The following is a 26,716-nucleotide window of genomic DNA, read 5'->3' as shown; positions in this document are numbered from 1 at the left end:
CTCGGGGGTGACCGCGTTGGTGACCTCGGACGAGGGCAGCGGCCCCGCCGACGGCGACGAACCTCGTCGACGCTATGCCCCCACGGTGACGCCCGGGGTGGGACGGGGCGAAGTTCACCCACATGTCACCGCATGTCACCGTCCGGAACCCCGGGGAAGCCGTCAGTGTGAGTCGTCCGAATGGGAGGCCAGCCGCGGCGCCCGACGCCCACCCCGGTAGCGTGACCGCATGACGAACCTGACCGGCCGACACTTCCTCAAGGAACTCGACTTCACCCCGGACGAGTGGCGCGCCCTCGTGGAGCTGAGCCGTGACCTGAAGGCGGCCAAGAAGGAGCGCCGCGAGCAGCGCCGGCTCGAGGGGCTCAACTTCGCCATGATCTTCGAGAAGACCTCGACCCGCACCCGCTGCGCCTTCGAGGTGGCCGCCCACGACCAGGGGGCCCACGTCACCTACCTCGACCCGGCCGGCTCGCAGATCGGCCACAAGGAGTCGGTGGCCGACACCGCCCGCGTGCTCGGCCGCATGTTCGACGGCATCGAGTACCGCGGCAACGGGCAGGGCACCGTCGAGCAGCTGGCCCGGTATGCCGGGGTGCCGGTCTGGAACGGCCTCACCGACGAGTGGCACCCCACCCAGATGCTGGCCGACCAGCTCACCATGCTCGAGCACTCCGACAAGCCGCTCGACCAGATCAGCTATGCCTACGTCGGCGACGCCCGCAACAACGTGGGCAACTCCCTGCTCATCTCGGGCGCCATGATGGGCATGGACGTGCGCATGGTCGCGCCGACCTCGCTGCAGAACTCGCCCGAGATCGTCGCGAAGGCCCGTGAGCTGGCCGAGGCCAACGGCGGACGAGTCACCGTCACCGATTCCGTGGCGGACGGGGTCACGGGTGTCGACTTCGTCTACACCGACGTGTGGGTCTCGATGGGCGAGCCCAAGGAGAAGTGGGCCGAGCGCATCGAGGTTTTGTTGCCCTACCAGGTCAATGCCGAGCTGATGGCCGCCACGGGCAACCCGCAGGCGAAGTTCATGCACTGCCTGCCCGCCTACCACGACCGGTTGACCACGATCGGGGAGCAGATCCACCAGCAGTACGGGCTCGACGGGGTCGAGGTCTCGAACGAGGTCTTCGAGTCCGAGGCCACGGTGGCCTTCGACCAGGCCGAGAATCGCATGCACACCGCCAAGGCGGTCATGGTGGCGACCCTCACCTGAGCGTCCCAGCTATACCAGACACCCCGGAACGCCGCGCCGCTGGCACCCGCGTGGGTGCCGGGCGTCGGCGCTCGTCCGCGCTGAGCGAACGTTCAGTTCCGACAGATGGTTACGTGGGTTAAGCAATGGACATCCCCCCGAGACCTGCCTAGGGTTGGAGGTGCGCCCGCCGACCTGCCCCGGATTTACGACGTTGCACGATCCGCGTCCGCCACCCTCCTCCCTGCCGCCACGCACACCAGAGACGTAGCCACCGCTGTGAGTTCTTCCACATCTGTCCGACCGAACCAGCCGACCGACTCCGACACCTCCACGGGTGCCGATCTTCCCGCCGTGGCCCCGCACATCCGCCGCCACTACGCCAACGCCCTGACCCGACCGGCCTTCCTCGCTCCCCGCAGCGAGAAGGCCTGGCCCAAGCCGATCCGGGGGCTGTCGTCCCTGTGGCGCATGCGCTCCTACATCGGCCCGTACTCCTTCCGCTTCTGGGCGATGATCGCGCTCGCCGTCGCCACCGTGCTGCTCACCGTCGTCACCCCGCTGATCACGCGGCGCATGATCGACGGACCCATCGCCAGCGGCGACCGCACCGGCCTGTGGGTGCTCGGCACGATTGCGCTGTTCGTCGGCGTGATCGAGGCCCTCATGCAGCTCGGACGACGCTGGGTCACCGGCGCCACCACTCTCTCGATGGAGACGGGGGTGCGCCTGGACTTCTACGCCAAGCTGCAGCGCCTGCCGATGAGCTTCCACTCCCGGTGGCAGTCGGGCCAGCTGCTCAGCCGCATGATGAGCGACCTGTCGACCGTGCGCCGGTTCATGAGCTTCGGGTTCACCTTCCTGATCGTGAACGTGGTGCAGATCGCGGTGGTCACGGTGTTGCTGCTGCGCATGTACTGGCCGATGGGCACCGTCGTGCTGATCTCGGTGATCCCCATCGTGTGGCTGTGTCTGATGAACGAGCGGGTCTACACCAAGCTCTCCCGCAAGATCCAGGACCAGACCGGTGACGTCGCCAGCTCCGTCGAGGAGTCGATCCAGGGCTTGCGCGTCATCAAGGCCTTCGGGCGCACCGGTCACGTCTACCGCCGCTTCGACCAGCGTGCCCGCGCGCTGCTCGAGACGAACCTCAAGCGCGTCGACAACACCTCGCGGTTCTGGACCTTCCTCGAGGTGGTGCCCACCATCACCCTGATCATCGTGCTCGGCATCGGTGCGATGGCCGCCGCCGGCGGGCACCTGACCCTGGGCACCCTGGTGGCCTTCATCACCTTGATGTTGTCGCTGATCTGGCCGATCGCCGCCCTCGGTTTCCTGCTGTCGATGACCCAGGACGCGATGACCGCCGCCGACCGCATCTGCGAGGTCTTCGACGCCCCCGAGACCATCTCGGACGGCCCGGACACCGTGGCCCAGCCGCAGGGGCAGCTCACGTTCGAGAACGTGAGCTACCGGTTCCCCGACGCCGACACCGACGTGCTGCATGACCTGGACCTGCACATCCACCCCGGCGAGACCATCGCCCTGGTGGGCGGCACCGGATCGGGCAAGTCGACGCTGACGGCGCTCGTGCCCCGCCTGGCCGACGTCACCGCCGGGCGCATCCTGCTCGACGGCCACGACCTGCGCGACCTCGAGCTGAGCAACCTGCGCAGCCTGGTCGCGACCGCCTTCGAAGACCCGACGCTGTTCTCGATGTCGGTGCGCGAGAACCTGACCTTGGGTCGTCCCGAGGCCACCGACGACGAGATCGCCGAGGCCATCGGCGTCGCCCAGGCCGGGTTCGTCCACGACCTGCCGTGGGGGCTCGACACCCGCATCGGCGAGCAGGGCATGAGCCTGTCGGGCGGGCAGCGCCAGCGCCTGGCCCTGGCTCGCGCCGTGCTCGTGCGCCCCAAGGTGCTGGTGCTCGACGACACCCTGTCGGCCCTCGACATCCACACCGAGGCGCTGGTCGAGGAGGCGCTCAAGCGCGTGCTCGTGGGTGTCACGGGCATCGTGGTCGCCCACCGGGCCTCGACGGTGCTGCTGGCCGACCGCGTCGCGCTGCTGCAGCACGGCACCATCACCCACGTCGGCACCCACGCCGAACTCTTGGCCACCACTCCCGAGTACCGGGAGCTGCTGTCGGCCGAGTTCGACGCCGAGAGCCGTCTCGACGAGTACGAACGCACCCAGCCCGAACCCGAGGTCGTCCGATGACCCAGACCACCCGACCTACTCCCTCAACCGGCAAGAATGCGCCCATCCGCAAGGACGACCGCCGCGACCTCACCGACGGTCGCGACCGCGGGCTCGACCCGTCGCAGGAACTCGACCAGCAACCCGACCTCGACTGGCGTGGGGTGATGGACGAGGCCGCCGACGACCCCCGCGACGCGCCCACCAAGCGGTCGCTGAAGATCCAGGAATCGGCCCGGGCCCTGCTGTGGGACCTGCTGCGTCCCTACGTGAAGTTCGTGCCGCTGCTGGTGGCCGCCGTGCTCATCGAGAACGTGGCCCGGCTGTCGTCGCCGTGGCTGGTCAGCCGCGGCATCGACCGCGGGGTGCCGCCGCTGATGCACGCCGGCTCGGCCACCGTGCTGATCGAGGTGCTGGTCGCCATGGGCGTGGCCGTGCTGCTGCAGGCCGTCAGCCGCATCGTCTTCCTGCGCCTGTCGGGTCGCTTCGGACAGAACATGCTGCTCGAGCTGCGGCGACGCGTCTTCCGCCACTTCCAGAAGCTCGACGTCGGCTTCCACGACAAGTACACGTCGGGACGAGCCGTCAGCCGCATGACCTCCGACATGGATGCCATCGCCGAACTGCTGGCCGGCGGCTTCGACGGCCTCGTGACCGCGGTGCTCACCATGATCGGCGTCTCGATCATGCTGCTGGTGCTCGACTGGAAGCTCGGCCTGATCTGCCTCACCAGCGTGCTCTTCGTGGCCATCCTCGTCCGCTGGTTCTCGGTGGCGAGCCGGCGCACCTACCGGTTCGTCCGCGAGGCGTCGGCCATGACGATCGTGCAGTTCGTCGAGTCGATGACCGGCATCAAGGCCGTGCAGGCCTACCGCCGCGAGCCCCGCAACCAGCAGCTGTTCACCCAGCTGGCCGATCGCTACCGCAAGGTCAACACCGACGCCTTCCGCAACGTCGCCATCTTCATGCCGGGCATCCGGCTGATCGGCAACGTGGCCATCGGTGTCGTGCTGCTGGTGGGCGGCTACTTCGTGATGCACGGCGACATGACCGTTGGTGTGCTCGCGGCGTTCCTGCTGTACCTGCGCCAGTTCTTCGAGCCGATGCAGGAGATCAGCCAGTTCTACAACACCTTCCAGTCGGCCAACTCGGCGCTGGAGAAGCTGGCCGGGGTGCTCGACGAGCAGCCCGAGGTGCAGGAGCCCCGCACGCCCACCCGGCTCGAGCACGCCCGCGGCGCTCTCGATCTCGACCACGTCGGTTTCTCCTACGTCGACGGCGTGCCCGTGATTCCCGACCTCGACCTGCACGTGCCGGCCGGTCAGACGCTCGCCCTGGTGGGCACCACTGGCGCGGGCAAGACCACGATCGCCAAGCTGGTCAGCCGGTTCTACGACCCGTCGGCCGGCACCGTGCGGCTCGACGGCGTCGACCTGCGCGAGCTCACCGATCGCGACCTGCGCCGCGGGGTGACCATGGTCACCCAGGAGAACTTCATGTTCGACGGCACCATCGCCGAGAACATCGGTTTCGGACGGCCCGAGGCCACCCGCGAAGAGATCGTCGAGGCCGCCAAGGCCGTCGGCGCCCACGGCTTCATCACCGAGATGGCCAAGGGCTACGACACCGACGTCGAGAAGCGAGGCGGACGACTCTCCGCCGGCCAGCGCCAGCTGGTGGCCTTCGCGCGGGCGTTCCTGGCCGACCCGGCGGTGCTGATTCTCGACGAGGCCACCAGCTCGCTCGACATTCCGTCGGAGCGGCTGGTGCAGCAGGCGCTGCAGACCATCCTGGCCGACCGCACGGCGATCATCATCGCCCACCGGTTGTCGACGGTCGAGATCGCCGACCGGGTGCTGGTGCTCGAGCACGGCCGGGTGCTCGAGGACGGGTCACCCCAGCAGTTGATGGACACCTCGGGCGGGCGCTACGCCGCGCTGCATCAGGCCTGGGTGGAGTCGCTCGCCTGAGGTTGGTCGGCGGCAGCCTCGTCCAGCTGCTCGATCACCGCGGTGACGAAGTCGGTGACCAGGGCGGGTCCGGTGACGGGCCCGCCCGCCAGCAGTCCGTCGGCCCCGAGCAGCACTGCGGCCGGCATGCCCCGCACCAGGTTCCACTGGTTCCACAGGTGGTACTGGTGGTCGAGCAGCAGGTCGTCGGGCGGCAGGTCGAACGCCCGCCGCAGCGGGGTGGGTTCGGCCGGCGTGAACACCACCAGCCGCACGGGTGCCAGGCGTGAGCGCCACTCGGGAAGCCGCTGGGCCACCTCGGCCACGCTGCCGCAGGTGCAGTCCATGCCGATCAGCAGCACCGCGGCCTCGCGGGTGAGGTCGGCCAGCGATCGCGGCTGACCGTCGTGGGTCAGCAGAGTGGCCGGCGGGAACGGAGTGCGCAGGTAGTCCAGCGGCCCTTCGGGCTCGACCGTCGGCACCGGCCCTGGCGTGAGCCTCGGTGCGGACGAGCCCGGGGCCGGCAGCAGCACCAGCACCGTGACCGCACCGGCGAGCATGGCCGCCAGCAGCCAGCCGACGTCGTCCGAGCCGAAGCCACTCAGGGCGCCGGGAACCGATGTGCCCGCAGGCCACGTGTCGACCACGAACCAGCCCGCCAGCGCCACCAGCAGCAGATTGCGCACCAGCGTCTTGGCGCTCACCCGTTGGTCGCCGATCCGGCCGAAGCAGCTGCAGTCGGGGCGCGGGTCGAACCTCAGGGCGCGGGCGATCACCGCCAGATAGACGACGAACAGCACGAGTGCGGCCACCGCGGGCACCACGACCAGCGGGGCCGGGGTGGCCAGCAGCAGCGCGGCGAGCAGGAGTTCGCCGACGGGCAGTGCCACCGCCACCCACGGGGCCTGCAGTAGCCGGGGCAGTCGCAGCAGGCGGGTCGCCGATCGGGTCGAGGAGCGATCGCGCAGCTTCGCCACCGCGCTCAGGGCGAGCACGCCCGCCAGCACCATCCCCACCAGCGCCACGTGCATGCCTGCACCCTAGCGAGGGCTGGTCTGCCGGGCCCCCAATCGCATTGGAGATCCGATCCAAACCGGTCCGCTGGGGACAGATGTTGTCGAACATGTCGAGAACCGCCACCCCAGCACCGTTTCGGATCGCGTTCTCTCGCGCACAGACCCGCCACAGACGCCAGCGACCCCCGGACGAGGCTCTCGTCCGGGGGTCGCTGGGTGAGGGGGATCAGGTCAGGGTGTCGGTGGCGGCGAAGCCGGTCGCGACCTTCACGCGCGTGCCCCACACCAACGAACCGCGGTTGGTGTAGCTCCACAGCGTGCCCGTGGCGTCGACGCCGAGCAGGTCCGAGCGGCCATCGCTGTTGACGTCACCCGCGCTGAAGGCGTGGGTGAACCCGCCCCAGCCGTAACCAACCTGGCGCGGCATGCCCAGACGACCGGCGCGGTCGCTCGGGTACACCATCAGGGCGTGATCGCTCTTCCGCACGGCCAGCACGTCGGGCAGTCGGTCGCCGGTGAAGTCGCCGACGGTGAAGATCTGGTCGACGCTGTTCCAGCCGTAGCCCATCTTGACCGTGCTGACCAGCCCGGTCGAGGTGATCTGGAAGCGCCACAGGCCACCATCGGCGGAGCGGCCGACCAGGTACTGGTTCGAGCCGCCCCCCAGGCCACGCACGGTGAACAACTGGGTGAAGCCGCCGAAGCCGACGCCCGCCTGACGCACCCGGTCGAGCCCGCCGCCGGCATTGCCGGTGTAGAGCCACAGGGAGTTGTCGCGGTGGCGCACGAGGGCGTCGGGGCGACCGTCACCGTTCACGTCGGCAACCTTCACGATGGCGGTCGCCGAGGGCACGGTGGTCACGTTCTCGCGCACCTTGGTGAACGAGTACGCCGAACCCGACCACAGGTCGATGCTGCCGCCGGCGGCCATCTGCCACAGATCGGCCTGGCCGTCGCCGGTCACGTCACCGAAGATGCCGGTGGCCGGGTAACCCGCCGGGGCGGGCACGGTCAGCGCGACCTGCAGACGCACGGTGGTGTTCGTGGCGGGAGCGACGAGCCGCAGCTCGCCCTGACCCGAGGTGAAGCCGGCGTCCTTGGGCACGGTCACCGTCAGAGTGGCCTTGCCGTCGGTGACGGCGGCGGTGCCCACCTTGACCGTGCGGTCGTTCCGGGTGAAGTACGCATCGAGCGTGGTGTTCTTCACCGCGGTGGGGGACATGAAGTCGAGGGTGTCCGGGTCGACACCATCGGGACGAACGGCGCCCACCGTGAAGGTTGCCGACTGGCCGACCGTCAGGGCCGTGGGCGTGGTGGTGATCGAGACGGCCTGCTTGGCGAACACCGGGCTCACGGTGCCCTTCGACTTCAGCCACTCGACCCAGGCCTGCAGGTCGATCTGACCCGAGTCCTTCTTGGTGGTCGGGTGCGAGGCGACCGTGCGGAAGTTGTCACCGCCGGCGATCAGGAACGAACCCGAGCCCAGCGTGTAGGTGGCCGCCGGGTCGATCGGGGCACCGTTCACCGAGATGCTGGTGATGCGGTCGCCCTCGGCGCGGGACTCGTCATAGGTGTAGGTGACGTTGTTCGACAGGCCGAGCTGCAGGTAGGGGCGGCTGGGCACGTTGCCCTTGTCGTCGCGCTGCCACTGCTCCTCGAGCACCTTCTTGAACTCCGCGCCGGTCACCTCGGTGGTCATCAGCGTGTTCGCGAAGGGCAGCACCAAGGCGGCCTCCTCGTAGGTGATGGCGCCGGCATCGAGGTCCTCACGGGTGCCACCGGGGTTCTGCACGCCGATGAAGTTCTTGTTCCCGTTGGCGAGGGTCTCGTAGAACATCTGGGCGACCAGATTGTTCAGGGCACCTTCGTTGTTGCGCGCACCCTTCGCGCCGGCGGCGTCGAACCCGCGGGTCACCGGGGCCGAGGTCTTGCCGATCACGACCGAGCCGATCTCCTTGGCCTTGGCGGCGGCGTCGTCATGGATCTTCTGGATCGCGGCGATGGCCGGAATGCTGGTGTCGGCGGTCACCTTGGTGGCGTCGATCATCGTCGGGGTCACCGAGCACAGTTCCTTGGTGCCGGCGTTCACCTTCAGGTCGAGCTGCATCAGCTTCTCGCCGTACTGGCCGGCCTGCACCAGGGTGCGACCGTCGGTGGTCGTCCACGTGTACGCCTGGTGGGTGTGCGCGTTGATGACGATGTCGGCCTTCGCGGTGGTGCCCGAGTAGATGGGGCCGAAGTTCTGCGGGGCATCGGCGGCGTTCTGGGCGGCCGTCCTGCTGCCGTCGGCAGCACCCTCGTGCAGGGCAATGATCACGATGTCGGCCTCACCGTTGGCCGGGTCACCGTCCTTCAGCTGGTCGGCGACCTTGTTGGCAGCCGGAACCGGGGCGTTGATGGTCAGCCCGGTGAGACCGTCAGGCGAGACGAGCGAGGGCAGGTCGCCCGTGACCGCGCCCACGACACCGATGGTCAGTCCGCCCTTGGTGAAGGTGGCGTACGACTTCAGGGGTGCCGGAACGGCGCCGGACGAGTCGGTCACGTTCGCCGCGAGGTAGGGGAAGACGTCGGCCACGTCGGGAATGACGCGGTCCTTGAGGTCGCTCCAGCCCTTGTCGAACTCGTGGTTGCCGGCCGCGGCGGCGTCAACCTTGGCGGCCTTGAGAATGTCGAGGGTGGGCTGGTCGTCCTGCGAGGCCGAGACGAACGTCGAGCCACCGATGTTGTCGCCGGCGCTCAGCAGCAGGACGTTGTCGGCGCCCTGGGCCGCCCTGGCCTTCTCGACCGGGGTGAACAGTCGGGCGGCCGCGTCGGTGCGGCCGTGGAAGTCGTTGAAGTCGAACACCGAGATGGTGCCGTCCGGGGTGCAGGTGGCCGAGGGGACCACCGGGTTCTCGGGCAGCGCGGGTGCTGCCTGCGCGGTCAGACCGGCCGTGCCGAGCAGGACGGCCGAGGCCAGTCCGCCCGCCACCAGCCGACCCGCGCGCGTGCGTGCGAGGTCAACCATGGTGCGAGATCTCCAGAAGGTGAGAACGCCGTGACGCGCGGGCGCCACGACTGACGAAGGTGGTCGAGAACATCGGCCACCCCCACCCAATCAAACGTTGGTCGGTCTCGCGCAATCCGACAGCAGAGGATTCACGAAAGGTTCACTGCGGTGTCGTCGGTGGCTGCGGTGCCGAGGTTGTCCATGGTCTCGGGGGTGCCTACGGTGTCGGCAGGGCGCCGATCGTCTCGAGCCACGTGCGGGTGTCGGCGTCACTCACCCACTGGTGCGCCCGCCAACCCGAGGCGATGGCCCCGTGCACGTTGATGAGCTTGTCGTCGATGAACGACAGTCGGCCCGGTTCCAGGTCGAGCGTCTCGGCGACGTGGCGGTAGATCTCGAGATCGGGCTTGGCGACGCCGAGCACCCCCGAGACGAACACCGGCCCCACCAGTGCCCGCCACTCGGCGTGGTCGATGGCCTCGTACATGTCGACCGGGGCGTTCGACAGGATCGCCGTGGGCACACCCGCCCCGTACAGGTCGGCCAGCACCTGCCGTGCCGTCGGACGAATCGCGGCCCACCCGTCGGAGTCGGCGACCCCCAGCCGGTCGGCCAGCTCGGGGGTGACGTCGATGCCCAGGTCGGCGCCGATGCGCCCCCAGTAGTCCAGGTTGCCGGCGCCCTCGTCGTAGAGCTGGCGGTGGCGCCAGTAGGGCTCGGCCAACTGGGCGACCTCGACCCCCAGCAGGGCGGCCGTCGCCCCCTCCTTGCCGTCGTGGTCGGCCAGCACTCCACCCAGGTCGAAGACGATCATGCGCCCATCCTTGCAAACCCCGCGGTCACGCCATCGGACGAGCCGAGCACCGCAGCGGCGGCCCGCTCACCCGCCTTCACCACGGCGCCGATCCCCAGCCCGTCGACCGCGCAGCCGGTCAGGTGCACGCCGGGGGCGGCGTCGGCCAACGCCGCCCGGGCGCGGGCGATCCGGTCGAGGTGACCGGGGCCCAGCTGCGGCATGGCCTGCGGGAACCGGACGACGGCGCTGAACCGAGGGTCGGCCTCCAGCCCGGTGAGGGCGGCCAGTTCGGCGGTGCAGCGGGTGATCAGGTCCTCGTCCGACAACGTGGTTGCCAACAGGTGGGTCGAGCGGCCCACCGAGACCCGCACCAGGTGGTGCTCGGCGTCGTCCAGCGTCGGCCACTTGCGCCCGAGGTTGGTCATGGCCTTCATGGTGACCGCCTGCCGCGGGGTCAGCATGATCCCGTTGAAGCGGCTGAGAGCCTCGTTGGCGGCCACGGCCGCGCGGTCGAAGCCGAGCACCACTGTCGCCACCGACGCCTTGCGCACCCAGGCCAGGGCGATGCCCACCTCGCGGCAGAGGCCCTCGGTCAGGTCGGCGCTGACGTCGGCTGGCCCGGCCAGCACGACCTGGTCGGCCTCGTGGGCGGCCTCGCCCGCGCGCACGATCCACCCCTCGCCGTCGCGTTCGAGCGCGGTCGCCGGGCTCGAGGTGTGCACCGTGAACCGATCACCCGCGGTGAGGGCGTCGACCAGATCGGTGAGCCCGCCCGGCAGAGAGGCGAACGCCGGCACACTCGGTTGCTGTGCCGCGGGGCGACCGCGGGTGCCCCAGGGCTTCCGCAGCGCCCTCAGCAGCAGCGATCGGCCCTCGGCCGCCACCTGCACCAACTGGGGCGCGGTCTCGGCGACCCCCAGGCCGTGGATGTTGCCCGAATGCAGGGTGCCCAACAGGGGCTCGACGAAACGCTCGGCCACCTGCTGCCCGAAGCGATGGGTGAGAAAGGCGCCCACTGAGATGTTGCCGGTGAACCGCCGCCGGGCGGTCAGGGGTTCGAGGCCGGCGCGCAGCAGCCCGGGTGCGCTCAGCACGCGCGACCGGACGACGGGCCAGACCTGGGTGGGCCCGGTGGGTCCGACACCGGCGGGCAGGTCAACCAGGCGCCCGCGGCTCAGCAACGCCGACCGGCCGGCCCGGGCGCCGACCACCGAGGGCAGCAGTCCGAGTTCCTCGACGAGCGCCGCCACCTGCGGCGCTCCCAGGTGCATCGATTCGGCGCCCACGTCAACCGGCAACGTGCCCCCGCCGGCGCGGGGAACCTCGAGCCGGGCCAGTTGGCCGCCGACCCGATCGGCGGCCTCGAGCACGGTCACGTCACAGTGGTCGGCGAGCCGGTGCGCGGTCACCAGACCGGTCAGTCCGCCGCCGACCACCACCACGCGCGGACGACGACCCGAACCGGGTGCGCGCCGAGGCTCCGGGCTGGCGGACGAGGGGGACGTCGGGGTGTGGGGCACGGGCAGAACTCTAGTCCGGTGCGCCCCGGGCCTCACTTCGGGGCGGGCTCCCGCTATTGGGTGGGACGACCCAGCGCCATGCCGTTCTCCATGCCCCAGATGACGGCCTGCGATCGGCGGACGACACCGATCTTGCGATAGGCGGCGCGAATGTAGGACTTCACCGAGTTGGGGCTGAGGTAGGCGGTGCGGGCGATGTCGGCATTGGTGAGGCCCTGGGTGATCAACGAGATCATCTCCGCCTCTCGTTGGGTCAGGCCGGCCTCGGCCCCGGGCCACCGTGGCTTCGAGGTGCTCGGCGACACGTCGTGCGGCCCCTCCGGGCTGGGCGAGGAGAAGTAGGGCCGACCGGAGTGCACCAGCTCGATGGCCCGCACCAGGTCGTCGCCGCACACGGTCTTCGAGATCACCCCGTGCAGCCCCAACCTCGCCGCCTCGGCGGGCAGCCACTCGTCCTCGACCCAGGTGTAGAGCACGGCCTTGGGCACCTGCTCGTCGTCGGCGACCCGCGTGGCCGGGCTGAGCGCGGTCGTGCCGCGGCCGAAGCTGTCGTAGAGGGCGATGTCGACCTGAGTGGCCACCGCGGTGGTGCGGGTGTCGAGCTCGACCACCTCGACCCGGTCGCGGAAGGGAGCGAGCATGGCGCGCAGACCCTCCACGACCAGGGGGTAGTCATTGATCAGCGCGATCCGGATCGGACGGGCTCGCTCGCGGGGCGACGTGGTTTCGGGCACGCGATCAGTATTCCACGCCGAAGCCGCGGAACCAGCATCGGCATGGGGCGCCGAAACCAGCGATGACTACTGACAACGCTGCTTTCAGCCGGCGAAACACCTTCAGGGGTGACCGGGTGGGTCGCGGTGGATCTGCGCGAGGTTTCCCGGCGGGGTCGCTTGTCGGATGGTCACAATGAGGACAGTCTGGTTTGGTGCATTCCCGACACGGGGGCCCGGGAAACCTACGCTAGCGTAGGTACAGCTGATCACGGCATGACTGACACGTCGGAAGGATGGGACATGTCCCAACTGGGTGCGGATCACCGAACCGGAGGGCTCGAGCGAGACCCGGACGACATGGTGCAGCTGCTGACCCCCGAGGGGGAGCGCGTCGAGCATCCGGAGTTCTCCTGGGAGGGCAGCGACGACGACCTACGCACCATGTACCGCGACATGGTCATCGCCCGCCGTTTCGATCTCGAGGGCACCGCCCTGCAGCGCCACGGTGAGCTGGGCCTGTGGCCGCCGCTGCAGGGGCAGGAGGCCGCCCAGGTCGGCGCCGCCCACGCCCTGCGCGCCCCCGACTTCGTCTTCCCCACCTACCGCGAGCACGCGGTGGCCTTGGCCCGCGGCGTGAAGCCGGCCGACATGCTGGCCCTGTGGCGCGGCACCACGATGGGCGTGTGGGACACCAAGGGCACCGGCTTCTTCCAGTACGGCATCGTCATCGGGTCGCAGACCCTGCACGCCACCGGCTACGCCATGGGCCTGCAGCTGGACGGCGCGGTCGGTCATCCCGAACCCGACAAGAACGCCGCCGTGCTCGCCTTCCACGGCGACGGGGCCTCGAGTCAGGGTGACGTGAACGAGGCCTACGTCTTCGCGGCCAGCTACAACTCGCCGGTGGTCTTCTTCTGCCAGAACAACCAGTGGGCGATCTCGGAGCCGATCTCGCGCCAGACCCGCATCCCGCTGTACCAGCGCGCCCGCGGCTTCGGATTCCCGGGCATCCGCGTCGACGGCAACGACGTGCTGGCCGTCAACGCCGTCACCCACTGGGCCATGGAACGCGCCCGGCAGGGGCAGGGGCCGGCCTTCATCGAGGCCTTCACCTACCGCATGGGCGCCCACACCACCTCGGACGACCCGTCCAAGTACCGCCTCGCCGAAGAGACCGAGCACTGGCGGTTGAAGGACCCCATCGAACGCCTGCGGGTGCACCTCACCCGCCGCGGGCTGCTCGACGATGCCTGGATCGCCGACCTCGAGCAGGAGGCCGAGGACTTCGGGGCGAGCGTGCGCGCCGCCTGCCACGGTCTCGAGAACCCCGTCCTGGAACAGGCCTTCGGCCAGACCTACGCTGACATCACCCAGCCACTCGCCGACCAGCGCGCCGAGCACGTCGCGTGGGTCGAGAGCTTCGAAGGGGGCAACTGATGAGTGCCGACCGCCAGTCCTCATCCACGGGGAGGATGACCCTCGCCAAGGCGCTCAATGCCGGCCTGCGGCGCGCCCTGGACGCCGACCCCAAGGTGGTGCTCGCCGGGGAGGACATCGGCAAGCTGGGCGGAGTCTTCCGCATCACCGAGGGCCTGCAGAAGGACTTCGGTGAGGACCGTGTGATCGACTCGCCGCTGGCCGAGTCGGGCATCGTCGGCACCGCCGTCGGTCTGGCGCTGCGCGGCTACCGCCCGGTGGTCGAGATCCAGTTCGACGGATTCGTCTTCCCGGCCTTCGACCAGATCGTCACCCAGGTCGCCAAAATGCACTTCCGCACCCACGGCCAGCATCCGATGCCGATGGTGATCCGCATCCCCTTCGGCGGTGGCATCGGCGGTGTCGAGCACCACTCGGAATCGCCGGAGGCCTACTTCGCCCACACTCCCGGGCTGAAGGTGGTCAGCCCGTCGAACGCGAACGACGGCTACTGGATGATCCAGCAGGCGATCGCCTCCAACGACCCCGTGGTCTTCCTCGAGCCCAAGCGCCGCTACCACGAGAAGGGGCAGGTCGACGAGGCCGGTACCCCGATCGCGCTGCACCAGGCGCGGGTGGTTCGTCCGGGTCGTTCGGCAACCCTGCTGACCTACGGACCCATGGTGAAGACCTGCCTCGACGCGGCGACCGCGGCCGCCGAGGAGGGCACCGAACTCGAGGTCGTCGACCTGCGCTCGCTGTCGCCGATCGACTGGGTCACGGTGGCCGACTCGGTGCGACGCACCAAGCGTGCCCTCGTCGTGCACGAGGCGCAGCGCTCCGGGGGCATCGGGGCCGAAGTCGCCGCCCGCCTGCACGAAGAACTGTTCTACGTGATGGAATCGCCCGTGCTGCGGGTGACCGGCTACGACACCCCGTACCCGATGAGCCGGGTCGAGGAGGACTACCTGCCCAATCTCGACCGCGTGCTCGACGCGGTCGACGAGTCCCTCAGCCACTGACGTCACACCGGCACACCCGTGGACCGAAACCAGGAGAATCAGCGATGAAGCAGTTCAAGCTCCCCGACCCCGGTGAGGGTCTGGTCGAGGCCGAGATCATCACGTGGCACGTCAAGGTCGGCGACGTCGTCAAGGTGAACGACATCCTGCTCGAGATCGAGACCTCCAAGTCCCTGGTCGAACTGCCCAGCCCGTACGCCGGCACCGTCACCGCGCTGCTGGTCGACGAGGGCGTGACCGTCGAGGTGGGCACCCCGATCATCACCATCGACGACGGGTCGGACGAGGAACCGTCCGCCGGTGGTGGCGAGAGCGTGTCCGGCTCTATCTCCGACGGTGACTCCGGCCCCGCCGCACCGGTGGCGAGCGACGCCCCCGGGCCCATGCTGGTCGGCTACGGCCCCAAGAGCGAGTCCGGTGGTCGTCGGCGTCGGCGCTCGTCCGCGGCCCCGCAGCAGGAGGAGGCGGCCGCCGCTCGACACCTGGCCGACTCCTACAGCCAGACCGTGCCCTCGCGTCGGGCCGACGACGTCACGCCGCCGCACGCGGTGCACGCCGAACCCCACGGCGAACCCCTGCCCGACCCGGGTGAGGCACCCCACGGCACCGACATGGTGCTGGTCGGGGCCGAGGGGCCGATCCTGGCCAAGCCGCCGGTCCGCAAGTACGCGAAGACCCTGGGGGTCGACCTCAGCGAGGTGACCGGTACCGGACCGGGCGGGGTGATCACCCGCGGAGACGTCGAGGCCGCCGCCGCCCTGCAGCAGCTGTGGGACGACGAGGCCACTCGTCCGCGCAATTCGTGGGCGACCACGGCCGATGGCCAGGCCCGCGTGCAGGACCCGCCGGCGTCGTCCGTGCACGGAGGCTTCGGCGAGCAGCCCGGCTTCGACGGCGGCCGCCCGACCAAGGGCGGCGAGCGACGCGTGCCGTTCAAGGGGGTGCGCAAGGTCACCGCCCAGGCGATGGAGCAGTCGATCAACGACCACGTGCACGTCACCGAGTGGGTCACCGTCGACGTCACCCGCACGATGCGCATGGTCGAGCGCCTGCGCAGCCGCCGCGAGTTCGCCAATCTGCGCGTCTCGCCGCTGCTGATCTACGCCAAGGCGGTCTGCCTGGCGATGGCGAACACCCCGATCATCAACGCCTCCTACGACGCCGAGACCGACGAGATCGTGCTGCACGACGACGTCAATCTGGGCATCGCCGCGGCCACTCCGCGCGGGCTGATGGTGCCCAACATCAAGGGCGCCTCACGCATGAGCCTGCTGGAGCTGTGCCAGTCGATCAACTCGCTGGTGCAGGTGGCCAAGGAGGGCAAGCTGCAGCCCGCGGACTATTCCGGCGGCACGTTCACCATCACCAATGTCGGCGTCTTCGGCGTCGATTCCGGCACCCCGATCATCAACCGGGACGAGTCGGCGATCCTGTGCATGGGCGCGATCGAGCGGCGACCCTGGGTCGTCGGTGAGGGAGCGGACGAGCGCATCGAGCCCCGGTGGGTGACCACCATCTCGATCGCGTTCGACCACAAGCTGATCGACGGTGAGCAGGGCTCGCGCTTCCTCGCCGAGGTGGCCGGACTGCTCAACGACCCCGAGCTGGCGCTGCTCTACTGACGGGCGGGGCGTCTGCCGGTGATCTCGACAGGCCGCTCGTACCTCGCTCCCACTCGACCAGCGAGATGCGGTCAGGCGTCGGAGCGCTCGCGCAGCACGTGCACGTCCTCGCTGGTGCGCACCAGCGCGAGCATGAACTCGAAGCCCATGCGGATCAGGCCGATGAAGAACAGCGCCGGAATCCAACCCAGCAGCAGCGTCAGGAAGCCCATCACCACCATCGTGGTGCCGTCGTCGCTGTAGCTGCCCGCGCTGGCGCCAGCGATGAACAGCAGCATGAAGGTGCCCACCCAATTGAGCACCACCAGCGCGATCGCCAGGGCGTAGAGCACCTTGATGATCGACGGCGACACGAAACGGTCGAAGCTCAGGTCGAACAGGCTGCGCAGGAAGCCCATGACGCCACCGGACTCACCCCTGGGCGGGGCGACGTGCTGACCCGGGCCCGGCTGCCACTGCTGCTGAGGCTGCTGCGGCTGCTGACCGGGCGGGGGCTGCTGGCCGGGCTGCGCCGGCCAGGCCTGCTGGTTCCCCCACCCCTGGGTGTTCTCCCACTGGGTGTTCTCCCACTGGGTGTTCTCCCACTGGTTTGCCGACTGGGGGTGCGAGGCCGACTGGGGGGCCGATGCCTGACCACCCACGGCCGGCTGCCAACCCGTGTCCTCCCACGAGGTCGCGCTGTGTTGCTGAGTGGGTTGCTGGCTCGACTGCGGGGGCTGCTGGGCCGGCTGCTGGGGGTTCCACGGTTGCTGCTGGTCGTGTGACATGGCCCCCATTCTCACCTAGCCCAGGACCACCCTCGGCACCCGGCTGCCCACCAGGCACAGCACCTCGTAGCTGATGGTGCCCATCAGATCGGCGAGGTCGTCCGCGGTGAGGGATTCGTCGCCGCTGCGACCGATCAGCACCACCTCGTCGCCGACGGCCACGCCCGGGGGCTCGACCCCGAGGTCGATCATGCTCTGGTCCATGCACACCCGCCCGACGACGGGCACCCGCCGGCCGCCCACCAGCACGTGGCCGCGGTTGCCGTTGAGCCTCGACCAACCGTCGCCGTAGCCGACGGCGATGGTGCCGATCCAGGTGCCGCGCGGAGCCGTCCAGGTGCGTCCGTAGCCGATGGTGGTGCCCGCCGTGACGTGCTTGACGAAGGTGAGTTCGGTCGTCCACGACAACACCGGACGAAGCTCGGGCTCGGGCATCGTCGACGGGTCGGGGGAGTAGCCGTAGGCCATGATGCCGGGGCGCACGAGCGTGAATCGGTCGCGGTGGTGGCGCAGCACGGCCGCCGAGTTCGAGGCGTGCACGAATCGCACCTCGCCGCGCGCCGCGACCAGGTGGTCGACGGCGGCGCCGAAGCGGTCGAGTTCCTCGGCGGTGAAGGCATCGGACGACGGCTGATCGGCACTCGGCAGATGGGTGAAGACGCCCTCCAGCTCGAGGTGCGGCGCGGCGTCGACGGCCTGCGCGAGCTCGACGGCGGCGGCCAGCGGACTGCCGATCCGACCCATGCCCGAGTCGAGCTTGAGGTGCACCGGCACGCGCACACCCGCGCGGGCGGCAGCCCCCTCGGCCTGCATGATGGTCGCCTCGTCCACCACGGTGAGGGTGAGCCCCGCGGCGACCGCGTCGTCGACCTCGCTCGCCGTGCAGTGACTCAGCTTCAAGATGGGCAGGGTGATGCCGGCCTCGCGCAACTGCTGGCCCTCACGCACCAGCGCCACGCCCAATCGGTAGGGGTCGTCCGGGTGCTCGTCAGACCAGGACTGCAGGGCCCGGGCGACGGCGACGGCCCCATGGCCGTAGGCGTTGGCCTTGACGGCCACCAGCACCGCCGCCCCGGGGGCGCGATCGCGGGCGATGCCCAGGTTGTGGTGCAGCGCCGAGAGGTCGATCGTGGCTGGCATGCCGCCATTGTGGCAGTCGGGGCGGGCCCGTTCCTGCCGCCGGGCGCAGGGTGACGTCGGGCAGGGTGACGCCGGGCACCGTGACGCCGGGCAGCGTGGCGTGTGGCTCAGGCGTGCCGGCGGTCGATGAACTGCTCCGAGGCGTAGCGGGCGATCTGGTAGGTCGACCAGCCGTCGGTGCCGGCCCCGACCACGCCACCCAGGATCGGCACCCGCTTCGAGAACAGCAGGCCGACCTTCTTGCCGCCCACCCCCGTCAGCAGCACTCCCAGCACCGACTCGGCGATCTGCTGCTCCAGCGCCGGGTCGAAGACCGGTGCGGTCGCGACGGTGAGGGGATTGCCGGGCAGCTTCCCGTTGCCCAACAGCTTGGTGACCGACTCGTGACCCAGCAGGCACATCATCACGGCGGCACGCACCCGCGAATCGTCCACGTCATAGCCGCGCAGGTGCGCGATGCTCGCCACCATGCGCGACTGCACGATCATCACGCCCGCGAGGTTCGCCGGAATCGACACCGCCAGCAGGGCGATGCCGCCGAGGTTGGTGACGAACCCCTGAGCCCCGGCCAGACCCACGTGCTGGGCGGCGATCGAGTCGATGGCGTCGTCGCGGTTGCCCTTCTTGGCCAGATGGCCGGCGGCCACCTCTCGCGCTCCCGGCAGCCCCTGGTATCCGTCGATGGCCAGGTCGAGCACCCGCTTGAGCGCGTGCCCGGCCACTCCGGGAGCCTTCCCGGGAGCACCGACGATGGACTTGCCGATTTCGCTGGGGTTCACCATGACGCCTCCTGTGACTGGGTCCCCTCCACAGTACGGGGGTCTCGCGCCGTGGCAGGAGGGGATTGACCCTGAATGCTCCCGGTTCTGTCGCCGGCGCGTGGTTGACTCATCCCATGCTGCTGCAGGCCTTCGGCCCCGAATCGGAGTGGCCGCACCAGGATCTGGTGGGCTTCTCCGACGAGTTCGATGCGCGCCTGACTCTCGCCGCCTATCAGTCCGGGGTGTTCCCCATGCCGTTGGGCGAGGCCGGAGGGCGGGTCGCCGGCCCCGATGCGATGGGGTGGTGGTCGCCCACCCGACGGGGCATCCTGCCGCTGGCCGGGTTGAAGGTCTCCCGCAGCCTGCGCAAGAGCGCCCGCCGCTACACCACCAGCATCGACCGCGACTTCGACGGGGTGCTGGCTCGCTGCGCCGACCCCGACCGGGAGGGTGGCTGGATCGATGCCCGGGTGCGTGAGGTGTTCACCGACCTGCACCGGGCCGGCTGGGTGCACTCGGTCGAGGTGTGGGACTCCGCCGACCGCCTCGTCGGCGGGCTCTACGGCGTCTCCCTCGGGGGACTGTTCGCGGGCGAGAGCATGTTCCACGACCCCGTGCTGGGGCGGGACGCCTCGAAGGTGGCCCTGGTGCGCCTCGTCGAGGAGTTGGGTGTCGGGGTCGACCCGGCGAGTCGCGTGCTCGACGTGCAGTGGGTCACCTCGCACCTGGCCAGTCTGGGGGCCGTGGACGTGCCCCGCCGCCGCTACCTCGCGCTCGTCTCCGAGGCCGTCGAGCAGCCGCCGCCCGCCTGGCCTGCCGCGGACGATTCGCTGCGCCCGGTGCTGGTGGCCGCCCCCGATTCCATCCGATTCCATGATGGTGAGGAGGGCGCCGATGCCTGAACTGCCCGAGGTCGAGGCCCTGCGGGGCTTCCTGACCGACAAACTCGTCGGACGAACCGTCGCCCGCACCTGGCTGGTGGCCTTCTCGGCGCTGAAGACCCACACACCCCCGCTGGAGGCCCTGCACGGGCTCGAGATCGACGGCGTGGCCCGCCACGGCAAGTTCCTCGACGTGGACGCCCAGGGGGTGCACCTGATCTTCCACCTCGCCCGGGGCGGCTGGGTGCAGTGGAAGGACCAGATGCCCGCCGCGCCCCCGCGGCCCAGCAAGAATCCGCTGGCCCTGCGGGTGATCCTCGACGACAACTCCGGCTTCGATCTCACCGAGGCCGGCACCCAGAAGCACCTGGCCGTGCACGTCGTCACCGATCCGCAGCAGGTGCCCATGATCGCCACCCTCGGGCCCGACCCGATGTCGGCCGACTTCGCCCAGGCCGACTTCGACGCCGTGCTGGCCCGGGCCGGGCGGGCGCAGCTCAAGGGGGTGCTCCGTGACCAGCGGGTGCTCGCGGGCATCGGCAACGCCTACTCCGACGAGATCCTGCACGCGGCCAGGCTGAGCCCGTTCACGCCCGCGTCGTCGTTGGACGAGCCCGCGCGCCAGCACCTGCTCGGCGTCCTGCGGGAGGTGCTGGCCGAGGCGATGGCCCATTCGTCCGGTCTGAAGGCCAGCCAACTCAAGGACTCCAAGCGTTCGTCGATGGCGGTGCACGGACGAACGGGTCAGCCCTGCCCGGTCTGCGGTGACACGGTGCGCGAGGTGTCGTTCGCCGACTCGTCGCTGCAGTACTGCCCGACCTGCCAGACGGGCGGCAAGCCTCTGGCCGACCGGCGGTTGTCGAAGCTGCTCAAGTAGCGCTGCGGCACGGGGCCGCCCCATCCTCGTCCGGTGGTTTGGCGCTATCATCGCCATATGGCGATGTTGGTGGACGAGACGACCGAGCCCGAGAACCTGCCCGCGATCGAGAGCGCGGGCCTGACGACAGCCGCCTGCCTGTTCCACGCCTTCGGCGACGCCCATCGCCTGACCATTCTTCGCCACCTGACGCTCGGCGAGCACCGGGTCGTCGACCTCACCCGCCACCTCGGGCTCGCGCAGTCGACGGTCTCGAAGCACCTGGCCTGCCTCCGGGACTGCGGGCTGGTGACCTCTCGCCCGCAGGGTCGCGCGTCGATGTGGTCGCTGAATCATCCCGAGGCGATCGTCGATCTGCTCGCCGCGGGGGAGCGGCTGCTCTCGCTGACCGGTGACCAGGTCACCCTGTGTGCGTCGAGCAAGGTGTGCCCCACCGGGCACGACGAGAGCGCCGAACTGAGCAACGACCGGGGCAACGACCGGGGCAACGACCAGGGCAACGACCGGGGCAACGATCTGGGCAACGACCAGCTGGGTGAGTCGGCCTGATATGGGTACCGGACACAGCCACGCCCCCGCCCACGCCGGGGGCCGTCACCGCTGGCGACTGATGGTCGCCTTCGTGCTGATCGCCACGTTCTTCGTGGTCGAACTCGGCTACGGATTGGCGTCGGGATCACTGGCCTTGCTCAGCGATGCCGGCCACATGGCCGCCGACGTGGTGGCCCTCGGGGCCGCGCTCGTCGCCACCCGCATCGCCACCCGCCGCGACACGACCGGACGGCGCACCTACGGCTCGTACCGGGCAGAGGTGTTCGCCTCGGGGCTGGCGGTGCTTCTCATGCTCGGCGTCGCCGTCTACGTGGTGGTCGAGGCCCTGGGTCGTGTAGGCCAGCAGGTCACCGTGGCGACCGGCCCGATGCTGGTGGTGGGGGCACTGGGGTTGGTCGTCAACGTGATCGCCCTGGTGCTGCTGCGCGGTGGCGCCGCGGAGAGCCTCAACGTGAAGGGCGCCTACCTCGAGGTGGTGGCCGACACCGCTGGCTCGGTCGGCGTGATCGTCGCCGGCTGGCTGGTGGCGGCGACGGGTCGTCCGATCTGGGACACCGTGGTGGCGCTCGCGATCGGGTGCTTCGTGGCCGTGCGCGCGGTGCTGCTCGGTCGCGAGGTTCTCGCCGTGCTCGGACAGCACGCCCCGGCCGGCGTCGACGTGGACGAACTCACCGCCGACCTGACCCGGCTGCCGGGGGTCAGCGACGTGCACGACCTGCACGTGTGGGCGCTGACGTCGGGCATGCACGTCGCCACCGCCCACCTCGTCACCCCGGACGAAGCCGCCGCCACCGCCGTGCTGCGCGAAGCCCGCGGGCTGTTGAGCAGCAAGCACGGCATCGAGCACGCCACCTTGCAGGTCGAGGCCAGGGCCGATCGCGGCTGTCACGACCTGGACTGGTGACCGCCCTCGTCCGGCGTGGAGGAGCCGACCAACGGGCCGACCACGGGCCGTGGGACGCGAAACAGGGGCCCGACCCGAAGGTCGAACCCCTGTTGCGGAGTGCCGGGAACCGGCGCTGGATCAGCCCCAGTTGGACTGGATGTTGCGCTCGTTGTCGCCGTAGCCCTGCGAGATCGAGCCGAGGACCGTGGTCATCTTGTTGGTGATCTCAGCCATCTTGTTGGCCGACTGGTCCCACGAACGCTGCACCTCGGCGTAGGCCTGACGCGCGGCGCCATCCCACTGCGCCAGCGACTGGTTCAGCTGACCCTTGAGGGTCTCGAGGTTGTCGGTGAGGGCCTTGTGGGCCTGGCCGAGGTCGGTGATACCGGTGGTCATGGCCGAGGCATTGACCTGAGTCAGATCGCTCATCGTGTGCTCCTTTGAAGTCTGGTGTCAGTGAGGGGTGGGGTCAGAGCATCTGGGCGATGGGGTTCGCCGCAGCCTTCTGCTCTTCTTCGTTCTGGGTGTACTTCATCTGCGAGTCGACGAGCTTGCCGTGGATCTCCTCCAGGCCAGCCTTGACCTTCTGGAACTCGTCGTCGAACTGCGAGTAGGCGCGGTAGAACGCGTCGGACGCCTGGCCGGTCCAGCCGGCGCGGAGCTCGTTGATCTGGTTCGACAGAGTGGTCTGGATCTGGTGGATCCCCTGGTGCGAGGTGTCGATCTGGTCCGCAGCCTTCTTCATTTCTGCGCGGTCGACCTGCTGGTTGCCAGCCATGACTTCCCTTTCATGAGAAGGCGACGGGTCGTTCCCGACGCCTGGGGGTCGACCCCGGGGAGTGATGCCCGTGGGTCGTTGTCCTGCTGAGAAAAACATTAGGAGAGTGGGGGGTCATCTCGCAGTCCCATCGACCGGATCACAGCGCGTCATCCCTTGTCAGGCGCGTTTACCCCAGAAAAGTTGAGCACCATTACTCAGGAAGCCCCCGCACCCGCCACCGGGCTCAGGGCACGGGCACGATGTCGTTGGCACTCAGCGACACCCCAGCAGGAAGACCGTTCTCGAACAGGGCCATCACCCCACCCGGCACCCGCATCAGCGTCGAGTTGTCGCTGGTGTAGCCCAGCGAGCGCCGCGAGGCGACGTCGGGGATGCCGTAGATCTTGGAGTTCACCACCAGAAACGACGACGTCTCGGTGCCCTTCAGCGCGTTGTTCACCAGCAGTGCCCCGGTGAGGTTGGGCATCTGCACGATGTCGGCGCGGTTCCCCCTGGGGCTGCCGGCGTTCACCGGCAGGGCCGGCGTCGGTAGGTCGATGTCGATCCGCGGGTGCTCGGGATCGTCCGCGGTGTAGGTCGCGCACACCGACGTCTGCTGCAGGCTCACCTGCAGCTGCGGGCCGACCGGCCGCTCGTAGGGCAGGCCCGGGGTGCCCGCCTCCTCCTGCGTGGCCACCTGGGCGTAGTCGCTCTCCGAGATGGCCACCGGGTCGCCAGCCTTGCGCTGCTCGACGGCCAGCCGCATGTCGAGGTAGGTGATCCGGGCCAGCCCGTTGACCTGCTGCACGTAGTAGCGCACGTCGGGGGAGTCCTCGTCCCCCACTCGGGCGAGGTCGCCCACGCGCAGGTTCTTGACCCCCTTCGTTGGGGACGAGCCGATGCCCGGGATCTCGCGCGGTTCGACGGGGGCGCCGACCGGCAGGGACGCCAGCCACGCGGCGCTGACCTGGGCCACCGGCAGGCCACCGATCAGGGGGCTGCTCTCGCCGGTGCGTGCCCACAGTCGGTGCGACGTGCCCCGCATCACCAGGTACTGGGTGCCGTCGGGTGTCTGCACCGCCAGGGAGGCGTCCTTGCTGGTCGGCTGGGTGCCGCCGATCTGCACCGTCAGGAACCGTTCCTGCCGCACGTTCTGGGCCGACATGCAGATGCGCATCGGGTAGGGAGCGATGTCGGCGGGGGCCGGCAGTTCGTAGGGCGCCGACGGCACGCCCTGCCGCTGCAGACGCTTGACGTTCTTGATGAGTTTGCTCTTGACCTGAACCGTCGGGGGTGTCGCCTTGCTGTCGCCCGACCCGGCCAGCAGTCGCGCCGAGGTGATGTCGGCCATCGGGTACAGCCCGTTCTGGCCGTCGTCATAGACGAACAGTCCGCCGGAGTCCATGTCCTGCAGCACCACGGAGGGGTCCTGCCAGTCGGTCGCCATCCCCGGTCGCAGCTTGCCCAGCAGCAGGAAGCCGCCGAGCGCCACGATGCCGATCAGTACCGAGACGAAGGTGGCGGTGGTCACCCGGCCGAGCGGCGACTTGGGGGCGTCGGGATCGCGGTCGACCAGGGCCGAGACGAGGCGCTGGGTCACGAACGAGTGGGCCTTCAACAGGTCCTTGCGTTCCGCCATCGTGCGCCTTCCCCTTCCGTTGCGACCCCGTCATCGCCAGACGGGGCCATTCTTCCCCGTCCGGGGGCCAGGGGCGAGCCGCGCCGGGCTGCGTCTGGCCCTCGTCCTGCCTAGAGTGTTGCCGATCCCGCGAACGGAGCGGATGCAGAGCAGTAGGGAGCGACCGTGTCGGGTGCACTCCAGTCGCGGCAGGCCAGCCGGTCGGCGAGCACCAGGTTGGCGTCGGCCATGCGGTGGGAACTCGCGCTGCTGGTGCCGGTGGTGGTGGCTCTCGTCGGCCGTACGCAGACCTGGCTGATCGTGGCCGGAGCGCTCGCCCTGGTGATCGTCGCGGTGGGCATCCCGTGGACCGGCCGCAGCCTGATCGGGTCGGTCGTCAATCGCCTGCGGTTCCGGCAGCGTCGCGCCCGCCGGGTGGAGCACCCCGACCTGCCGATCGACCTGGTGCCGCTCGCCCAGTGGCTGCCCGGCCTGCAGGTGAACCAGACCCGGTCGGCCTCCGGCGCCGAGGTGGGCGTGGTCACCGACGGCGAGTCGTGGACCGCCATCCTCTCCCTCACCTCGGACGACCTGCTGATGGCCGACGCCGGCGAGAAGATCGACCTCGAGGCCCTCTCGGGTCTCACCCGGCAGGACGACATCGTCTTCGCCGGTCTGCAGCTGGTCACCTACACCGTGCCCGCCCCGGTGACGGCCCTGCTTCGTCCGGGCAGCGTCGCCGCACAGGCCTACCTCGAGATCGCCGAGACGCCCCCGCCGGCCGTGCGCCGCACTTGGCTGTCGGTGCGCCTCGACCCCCGCCTCTGCCTCGAGGCGGTGGCCCGCCGCGGCGCCTCGAACGATGGCATCCACGGCACGCTGCGCTTCGGGCTGCACCGCGTGCAGGCCGCCCTCAAGCGGCAGGGCCTGACCACCCGCGTGCTCACCCCCATGGAGATCTACGAAGTGCTGAGCTTCACCACGGGCTCCACTCCCGACCACGGGTCGGAACGTTCGACCGAATCGTGGACGACCTGGGAGTGTGACGGCCTGGTGCACCTGGGGGCGAGGGTGCGCGGTGGCGGCAATGCCTCGATGGCCTACCAGTCGCTGATCAGCGCGCTCGACCGGGCGCCCGTGCTGTTCGCGGTCACCAGTTACACCATCGACGACCGCAACCAGTCGTCCGGGGCGGTGCGTCTGGTGGCGCCCAACCGTGAGCTCGCCGACCGCGCCCACGAACACCTGCGGCGGTCGCTGCCCAAGCAGGTGACCCTGTCCGGTCGGGGTGGCCTGCAGGTGCCGACGGTGATCGGCACCGTTCCGCTGGGAAGGGCGGTCGTGTGATGAGCCAGACCTCACAGCGCCATCCCGCGTGGGAGCTGCCCGCCGCGGCCGCGTCGGGCAAGACGGCGGTCGTCCGTACCGGGCCCTCGGGGTTGGTGCTGGGGCGCAGTTCCCGCGGCGGTCAGGTCGCCATTCGACTGTTCCGCCCGCAGGGCACCCGCATTTTGCTCGACCTGCCCGACTACGCCACCTGGCTGGTCGCCTTCCGGGCGATGTGTCTGGGTGCCCACCTGTCGGTGATCAGTGAGGACCATCGCGGGTGGCGTGGGTTGGCCGGGGTGATCGCCGAGGCCGGGGGAACCATCGACCTGCTGCGCCGCGCCGAGAAACTGCCGAGCCAGGGGCGGCCCTATCGTCCGAGTCTGGTGATCGACGACGCCGCGAGCTTCGACGGCACCCAGGCGCCGATGGGCGCCTGGCAGGCGATGGCCACCATCACCTCGACGGCGGCGGGGTCGGCCGTGCACGCCCTGCGCAACTGCGATCTCGCGCTCGTCGGGCAGACCAGTGGCAAGTCGGTCGACAACCTCAAGCGGGCGTACGTGCTCAGTTCGCAGCACACGGCCCTGTTCGACGACCTCGAGTCGGCCGTGGTGCTGGCGATGCCCCGACGGGCCGTGCGCATCGACTTCCCGCCCACGCCGACGGAGTACAAGCTGCTGTTCAGCTGACGGC

General features: G+C 69.8%; 23 protein-coding genes. 12 read left to right on the top strand and 11 right to left on the bottom strand.

Annotated elements, in window-relative coordinates; translation table 11 throughout:
- Positions 1-229 precede the first annotated feature (229 nt).
- The 3 genes from argF to ACSDQ9_RS08600 all read left to right on the top strand — a co-directional run bounded on the left by argF (position 230) and on the right by ACSDQ9_RS08600 (position 5,376).
- The gene (gene argF, locus ACSDQ9_RS08610; RefSeq protein WP_435146052.1) at positions 230-1,225 is read left to right on the top strand and encodes an ornithine carbamoyltransferase; all 996 of its coding nucleotides are present in this window, start codon (positions 230-232) and stop codon (positions 1,223-1,225) included.
- A gap of 333 nt (positions 1,226-1,558) precedes the next feature.
- Entirely contained in the window at positions 1,559-3,427 is a 1,869-nt protein-coding gene (locus ACSDQ9_RS08605) for an ABC transporter ATP-binding protein (protein ID WP_435146050.1), read from the top strand.
- Positions 3,424-5,376: an ABC transporter ATP-binding protein gene (locus ACSDQ9_RS08600; RefSeq protein WP_435146048.1), complete on the top strand. Its 1,953-nt coding sequence runs from the start codon at positions 3,424-3,426 to the stop codon at positions 5,374-5,376. The genes ACSDQ9_RS08605 and ACSDQ9_RS08600 overlap by 4 nt, the downstream gene beginning before the upstream one ends.
- Here the strand turns inward: ACSDQ9_RS08600 and ACSDQ9_RS08595 are convergent.
- From ACSDQ9_RS08595 to ACSDQ9_RS08575, 5 genes are all read right to left on the bottom strand, one after another.
- Positions 5,349-6,386 carry a MauE/DoxX family redox-associated membrane protein gene (locus tag ACSDQ9_RS08595; RefSeq protein ID WP_435146046.1) on the bottom strand — a complete coding sequence of 346 codons (1,038 nt, stop codon included), beginning with the start codon at positions 6,384-6,386 and terminating at the stop codon, positions 5,349-5,351. The two genes, ACSDQ9_RS08600 and ACSDQ9_RS08595, sit on opposite strands and share 28 nt — an antisense overlap.
- Before the next feature lie 211 nt (positions 6,387-6,597).
- On the bottom strand, positions 6,598-9,378 hold the full coding sequence (locus tag ACSDQ9_RS08590) for a 5'-nucleotidase C-terminal domain-containing protein (protein WP_435146044.1): 2,781 nt from the start codon (positions 9,376-9,378) through the stop codon (positions 6,598-6,600).
- 199 nt (positions 9,379-9,577) lie between these two features.
- Positions 9,578-10,174 carry an HAD-IA family hydrolase gene (locus ACSDQ9_RS08585; protein WP_435146042.1) on the bottom strand — a complete coding sequence of 199 codons (597 nt, stop codon included), beginning with the start codon at positions 10,172-10,174 and terminating at the stop codon, positions 9,578-9,580.
- Positions 10,171-11,676 (bottom strand): protoporphyrinogen oxidase, encoded by a 1,506-nt coding sequence (gene hemG, locus ACSDQ9_RS08580; RefSeq protein WP_435146040.1) that lies wholly within the window; start codon positions 11,674-11,676, stop codon positions 10,171-10,173. The genes ACSDQ9_RS08585 and hemG overlap by 4 nt, the downstream gene beginning before the upstream one ends.
- Positions 11,677-11,729: 53 nt before the next feature.
- Complete coding sequence (locus ACSDQ9_RS08575; protein ID WP_435146038.1) at positions 11,730-12,410, bottom strand: response regulator transcription factor; 681 nt, start codon at positions 12,408-12,410, stop codon at positions 11,730-11,732.
- A gap of 282 nt (positions 12,411-12,692) precedes the next feature.
- Here ACSDQ9_RS08575 and pdhA point away from each other — a divergent pair, with 282 nt between their 5' ends.
- Genes pdhA through ACSDQ9_RS08560 form a run of 3 tightly spaced genes read left to right on the top strand, consistent with a single transcriptional unit; the run spans position 12,693 to position 16,452 of the window.
- Positions 12,693-13,829, top strand: a complete 1,137-nt coding sequence (gene pdhA, locus ACSDQ9_RS08570) for a pyruvate dehydrogenase (acetyl-transferring) E1 component subunit alpha (protein ID WP_435146036.1) — start codon at positions 12,693-12,695, stop codon at positions 13,827-13,829.
- A complete protein-coding gene (locus ACSDQ9_RS08565; protein WP_435146034.1) occupies positions 13,829-14,830 on the top strand; it encodes an alpha-ketoacid dehydrogenase subunit beta in 1,002 nt (333 codons plus the stop codon). The genes pdhA and ACSDQ9_RS08565 overlap by 1 nt, the downstream gene beginning before the upstream one ends.
- A 44-nt stretch (positions 14,831-14,874) precedes the next feature.
- Complete coding sequence (locus ACSDQ9_RS08560; protein ID WP_435146032.1) at positions 14,875-16,452, top strand: dihydrolipoamide acetyltransferase family protein; 1,578 nt, start codon at positions 14,875-14,877, stop codon at positions 16,450-16,452.
- Between the two features lie 71 nt (positions 16,453-16,523).
- On the opposite strand, the gene ACSDQ9_RS08555 is transcribed toward ACSDQ9_RS08560, so the two are convergent.
- The 3 genes from ACSDQ9_RS08555 to ACSDQ9_RS08545 all read right to left on the bottom strand — a co-directional run bounded on the left by ACSDQ9_RS08555 (position 16,524) and on the right by ACSDQ9_RS08545 (position 19,141).
- Positions 16,524-17,219, bottom strand: a complete 696-nt coding sequence (locus tag ACSDQ9_RS08555) for a DUF4282 domain-containing protein (protein ID WP_435146030.1) — start codon at positions 17,217-17,219, stop codon at positions 16,524-16,526.
- Between the two features lie 15 nt (positions 17,220-17,234).
- Positions 17,235-18,359, bottom strand: coding sequence for an alanine racemase (gene alr, locus ACSDQ9_RS08550; protein ID WP_435146028.1), 1,125 nt, complete (start codon positions 18,357-18,359; stop codon positions 17,235-17,237).
- A gap of 107 nt (positions 18,360-18,466) precedes the next feature.
- The gene (locus tag ACSDQ9_RS08545) at positions 18,467-19,141 is read right to left on the bottom strand and encodes an EcsC family protein (protein WP_435146026.1); all 675 of its coding nucleotides are present in this window, start codon (positions 19,139-19,141) and stop codon (positions 18,467-18,469) included.
- A gap of 113 nt (positions 19,142-19,254) precedes the next feature.
- On the opposite strand from ACSDQ9_RS08545, the gene aat reads away from it, so the two are divergent.
- Genes aat through ACSDQ9_RS08525 form a run of 4 tightly spaced genes read left to right on the top strand, consistent with a single transcriptional unit; the run spans position 19,255 to position 22,334 of the window.
- Entirely contained in the window at positions 19,255-20,022 is a 768-nt protein-coding gene (gene aat, locus ACSDQ9_RS08540) for a leucyl/phenylalanyl-tRNA--protein transferase (RefSeq protein ID WP_435146024.1), read from the top strand.
- The gene (locus ACSDQ9_RS08535; protein WP_435146022.1) at positions 20,015-20,878 is read left to right on the top strand and encodes an Fpg/Nei family DNA glycosylase; all 864 of its coding nucleotides are present in this window, start codon (positions 20,015-20,017) and stop codon (positions 20,876-20,878) included. The genes aat and ACSDQ9_RS08535 overlap by 8 nt, the downstream gene beginning before the upstream one ends.
- Before the next feature lie 57 nt (positions 20,879-20,935).
- A complete protein-coding gene (locus ACSDQ9_RS08530) occupies positions 20,936-21,427 on the top strand; it encodes an ArsR/SmtB family transcription factor (RefSeq protein ID WP_435146020.1) in 492 nt (163 codons plus the stop codon).
- A gap of 1 nt (position 21,428) precedes the next feature.
- Positions 21,429-22,334, top strand: coding sequence for a cation diffusion facilitator family transporter (locus tag ACSDQ9_RS08525; RefSeq protein ID WP_435146018.1), 906 nt, complete (start codon positions 21,429-21,431; stop codon positions 22,332-22,334).
- 120 nt (positions 22,335-22,454) lie between these two features.
- On the opposite strand, the gene ACSDQ9_RS08520 is transcribed toward ACSDQ9_RS08525, so the two are convergent.
- The 3 genes from ACSDQ9_RS08520 to eccB all read right to left on the bottom strand — a co-directional run bounded on the left by ACSDQ9_RS08520 (position 22,455) and on the right by eccB (position 24,715).
- Positions 22,455-22,745, bottom strand: a complete 291-nt coding sequence (locus tag ACSDQ9_RS08520) for a WXG100 family type VII secretion target (RefSeq protein WP_435146016.1) — start codon at positions 22,743-22,745, stop codon at positions 22,455-22,457.
- Positions 22,746-22,785: 40 nt separating this feature from the next.
- Complete coding sequence (locus ACSDQ9_RS08515; RefSeq protein ID WP_435146014.1) at positions 22,786-23,094, bottom strand: WXG100 family type VII secretion target; 309 nt, start codon at positions 23,092-23,094, stop codon at positions 22,786-22,788.
- A 226-nt stretch (positions 23,095-23,320) separates the two neighbouring features.
- Complete coding sequence (gene eccB, locus ACSDQ9_RS08510; protein WP_435146012.1) at positions 23,321-24,715, bottom strand: type VII secretion protein EccB; 1,395 nt, start codon at positions 24,713-24,715, stop codon at positions 23,321-23,323.
- 165 nt (positions 24,716-24,880) lie between these two features.
- Between eccB and eccE the strand changes: the two genes are divergently transcribed.
- Both eccE and ACSDQ9_RS08500 read left to right on the top strand, forming a co-directional pair.
- Entirely contained in the window at positions 24,881-26,041 is a 1,161-nt protein-coding gene (eccE, locus tag ACSDQ9_RS08505; RefSeq protein ID WP_435146010.1) for a type VII secretion protein EccE, read from the top strand.
- Positions 26,041-26,712 (top strand): hypothetical protein, encoded by a 672-nt coding sequence (locus tag ACSDQ9_RS08500; RefSeq protein ID WP_435146008.1) that lies wholly within the window; start codon positions 26,041-26,043, stop codon positions 26,710-26,712. Before eccE ends, ACSDQ9_RS08500 begins: the two co-directional genes overlap by 1 nt.
- Positions 26,713-26,716: the final 4 nt, after the last annotated feature.

This window comes from Aestuariimicrobium soli (assembly GCF_051192575.1).
GTDB classification, from domain to species: domain Bacteria; phylum Actinomycetota; class Actinomycetes; order Propionibacteriales; family Propionibacteriaceae; genus Aestuariimicrobium; species Aestuariimicrobium soli.
This window is presented reverse-complemented; position numbering and strand designations above follow the sequence as displayed.

Bases quoted from the DNA above. Each gene is read 5' to 3' on its own strand.
- ACSDQ9_RS08500 (WP_435146008.1), top strand. From the start codon at position 26,041: ATGAGCCAGACCTCACAGCGCCATCCCGCGTGGGAGCTGCCCGCCGCG.
- ACSDQ9_RS08545 (WP_435146026.1), bottom strand. From the start codon at position 19,141: ATGGTGAACCCCAGCGAAATCGGCAAGTCCATCGTCGGTGCTCCCGGG.
- ACSDQ9_RS08565 (WP_435146034.1), top strand. From the start codon at position 13,829: ATGAGTGCCGACCGCCAGTCCTCATCCACGGGGAGGATGACCCTCGCC.
- ACSDQ9_RS08530 (WP_435146020.1), top strand. From the start codon at position 20,936: ATGGCGATGTTGGTGGACGAGACGACCGAGCCCGAGAACCTGCCCGCG.
- ACSDQ9_RS08525 (WP_435146018.1), top strand. From the start codon at position 21,429: ATGGGTACCGGACACAGCCACGCCCCCGCCCACGCCGGGGGCCGTCAC.
- ACSDQ9_RS08560 (WP_435146032.1), top strand. From the start codon at position 14,875: ATGAAGCAGTTCAAGCTCCCCGACCCCGGTGAGGGTCTGGTCGAGGCC.
- aat (WP_435146024.1), top strand. From the start codon at position 19,255: ATGCTGCTGCAGGCCTTCGGCCCCGAATCGGAGTGGCCGCACCAGGAT.
- ACSDQ9_RS08555 (WP_435146030.1), bottom strand. From the start codon at position 17,219: ATGTCACACGACCAGCAGCAACCGTGGAACCCCCAGCAGCCGGCCCAG.
- ACSDQ9_RS08520 (WP_435146016.1), bottom strand. From the start codon at position 22,745: ATGAGCGATCTGACTCAGGTCAATGCCTCGGCCATGACCACCGGTATC.
- ACSDQ9_RS08585 (WP_435146042.1), bottom strand. From the start codon at position 10,174: ATGATCGTCTTCGACCTGGGTGGAGTGCTGGCCGACCACGACGGCAAG.
- pdhA (WP_435146036.1), top strand. From the start codon at position 12,693: ATGTCCCAACTGGGTGCGGATCACCGAACCGGAGGGCTCGAGCGAGAC.
- ACSDQ9_RS08600 (WP_435146048.1), top strand. From the start codon at position 3,424: ATGACCCAGACCACCCGACCTACTCCCTCAACCGGCAAGAATGCGCCC.
- ACSDQ9_RS08535 (WP_435146022.1), top strand. From the start codon at position 20,015: ATGCCTGAACTGCCCGAGGTCGAGGCCCTGCGGGGCTTCCTGACCGAC.
- ACSDQ9_RS08595 (WP_435146046.1), bottom strand. From the start codon at position 6,386: ATGCACGTGGCGCTGGTGGGGATGGTGCTGGCGGGCGTGCTCGCCCTG.
- argF (WP_435146052.1), top strand. From the start codon at position 230: ATGACGAACCTGACCGGCCGACACTTCCTCAAGGAACTCGACTTCACC.
- eccB (WP_435146012.1), bottom strand. From the start codon at position 24,715: ATGGCGGAACGCAAGGACCTGTTGAAGGCCCACTCGTTCGTGACCCAG.
- ACSDQ9_RS08515 (WP_435146014.1), bottom strand. From the start codon at position 23,094: ATGGCTGGCAACCAGCAGGTCGACCGCGCAGAAATGAAGAAGGCTGCG.
- ACSDQ9_RS08590 (WP_435146044.1), bottom strand. From the start codon at position 9,378: ATGGTTGACCTCGCACGCACGCGCGCGGGTCGGCTGGTGGCGGGCGGA.
- alr (WP_435146028.1), bottom strand. From the start codon at position 18,359: ATGCCAGCCACGATCGACCTCTCGGCGCTGCACCACAACCTGGGCATC.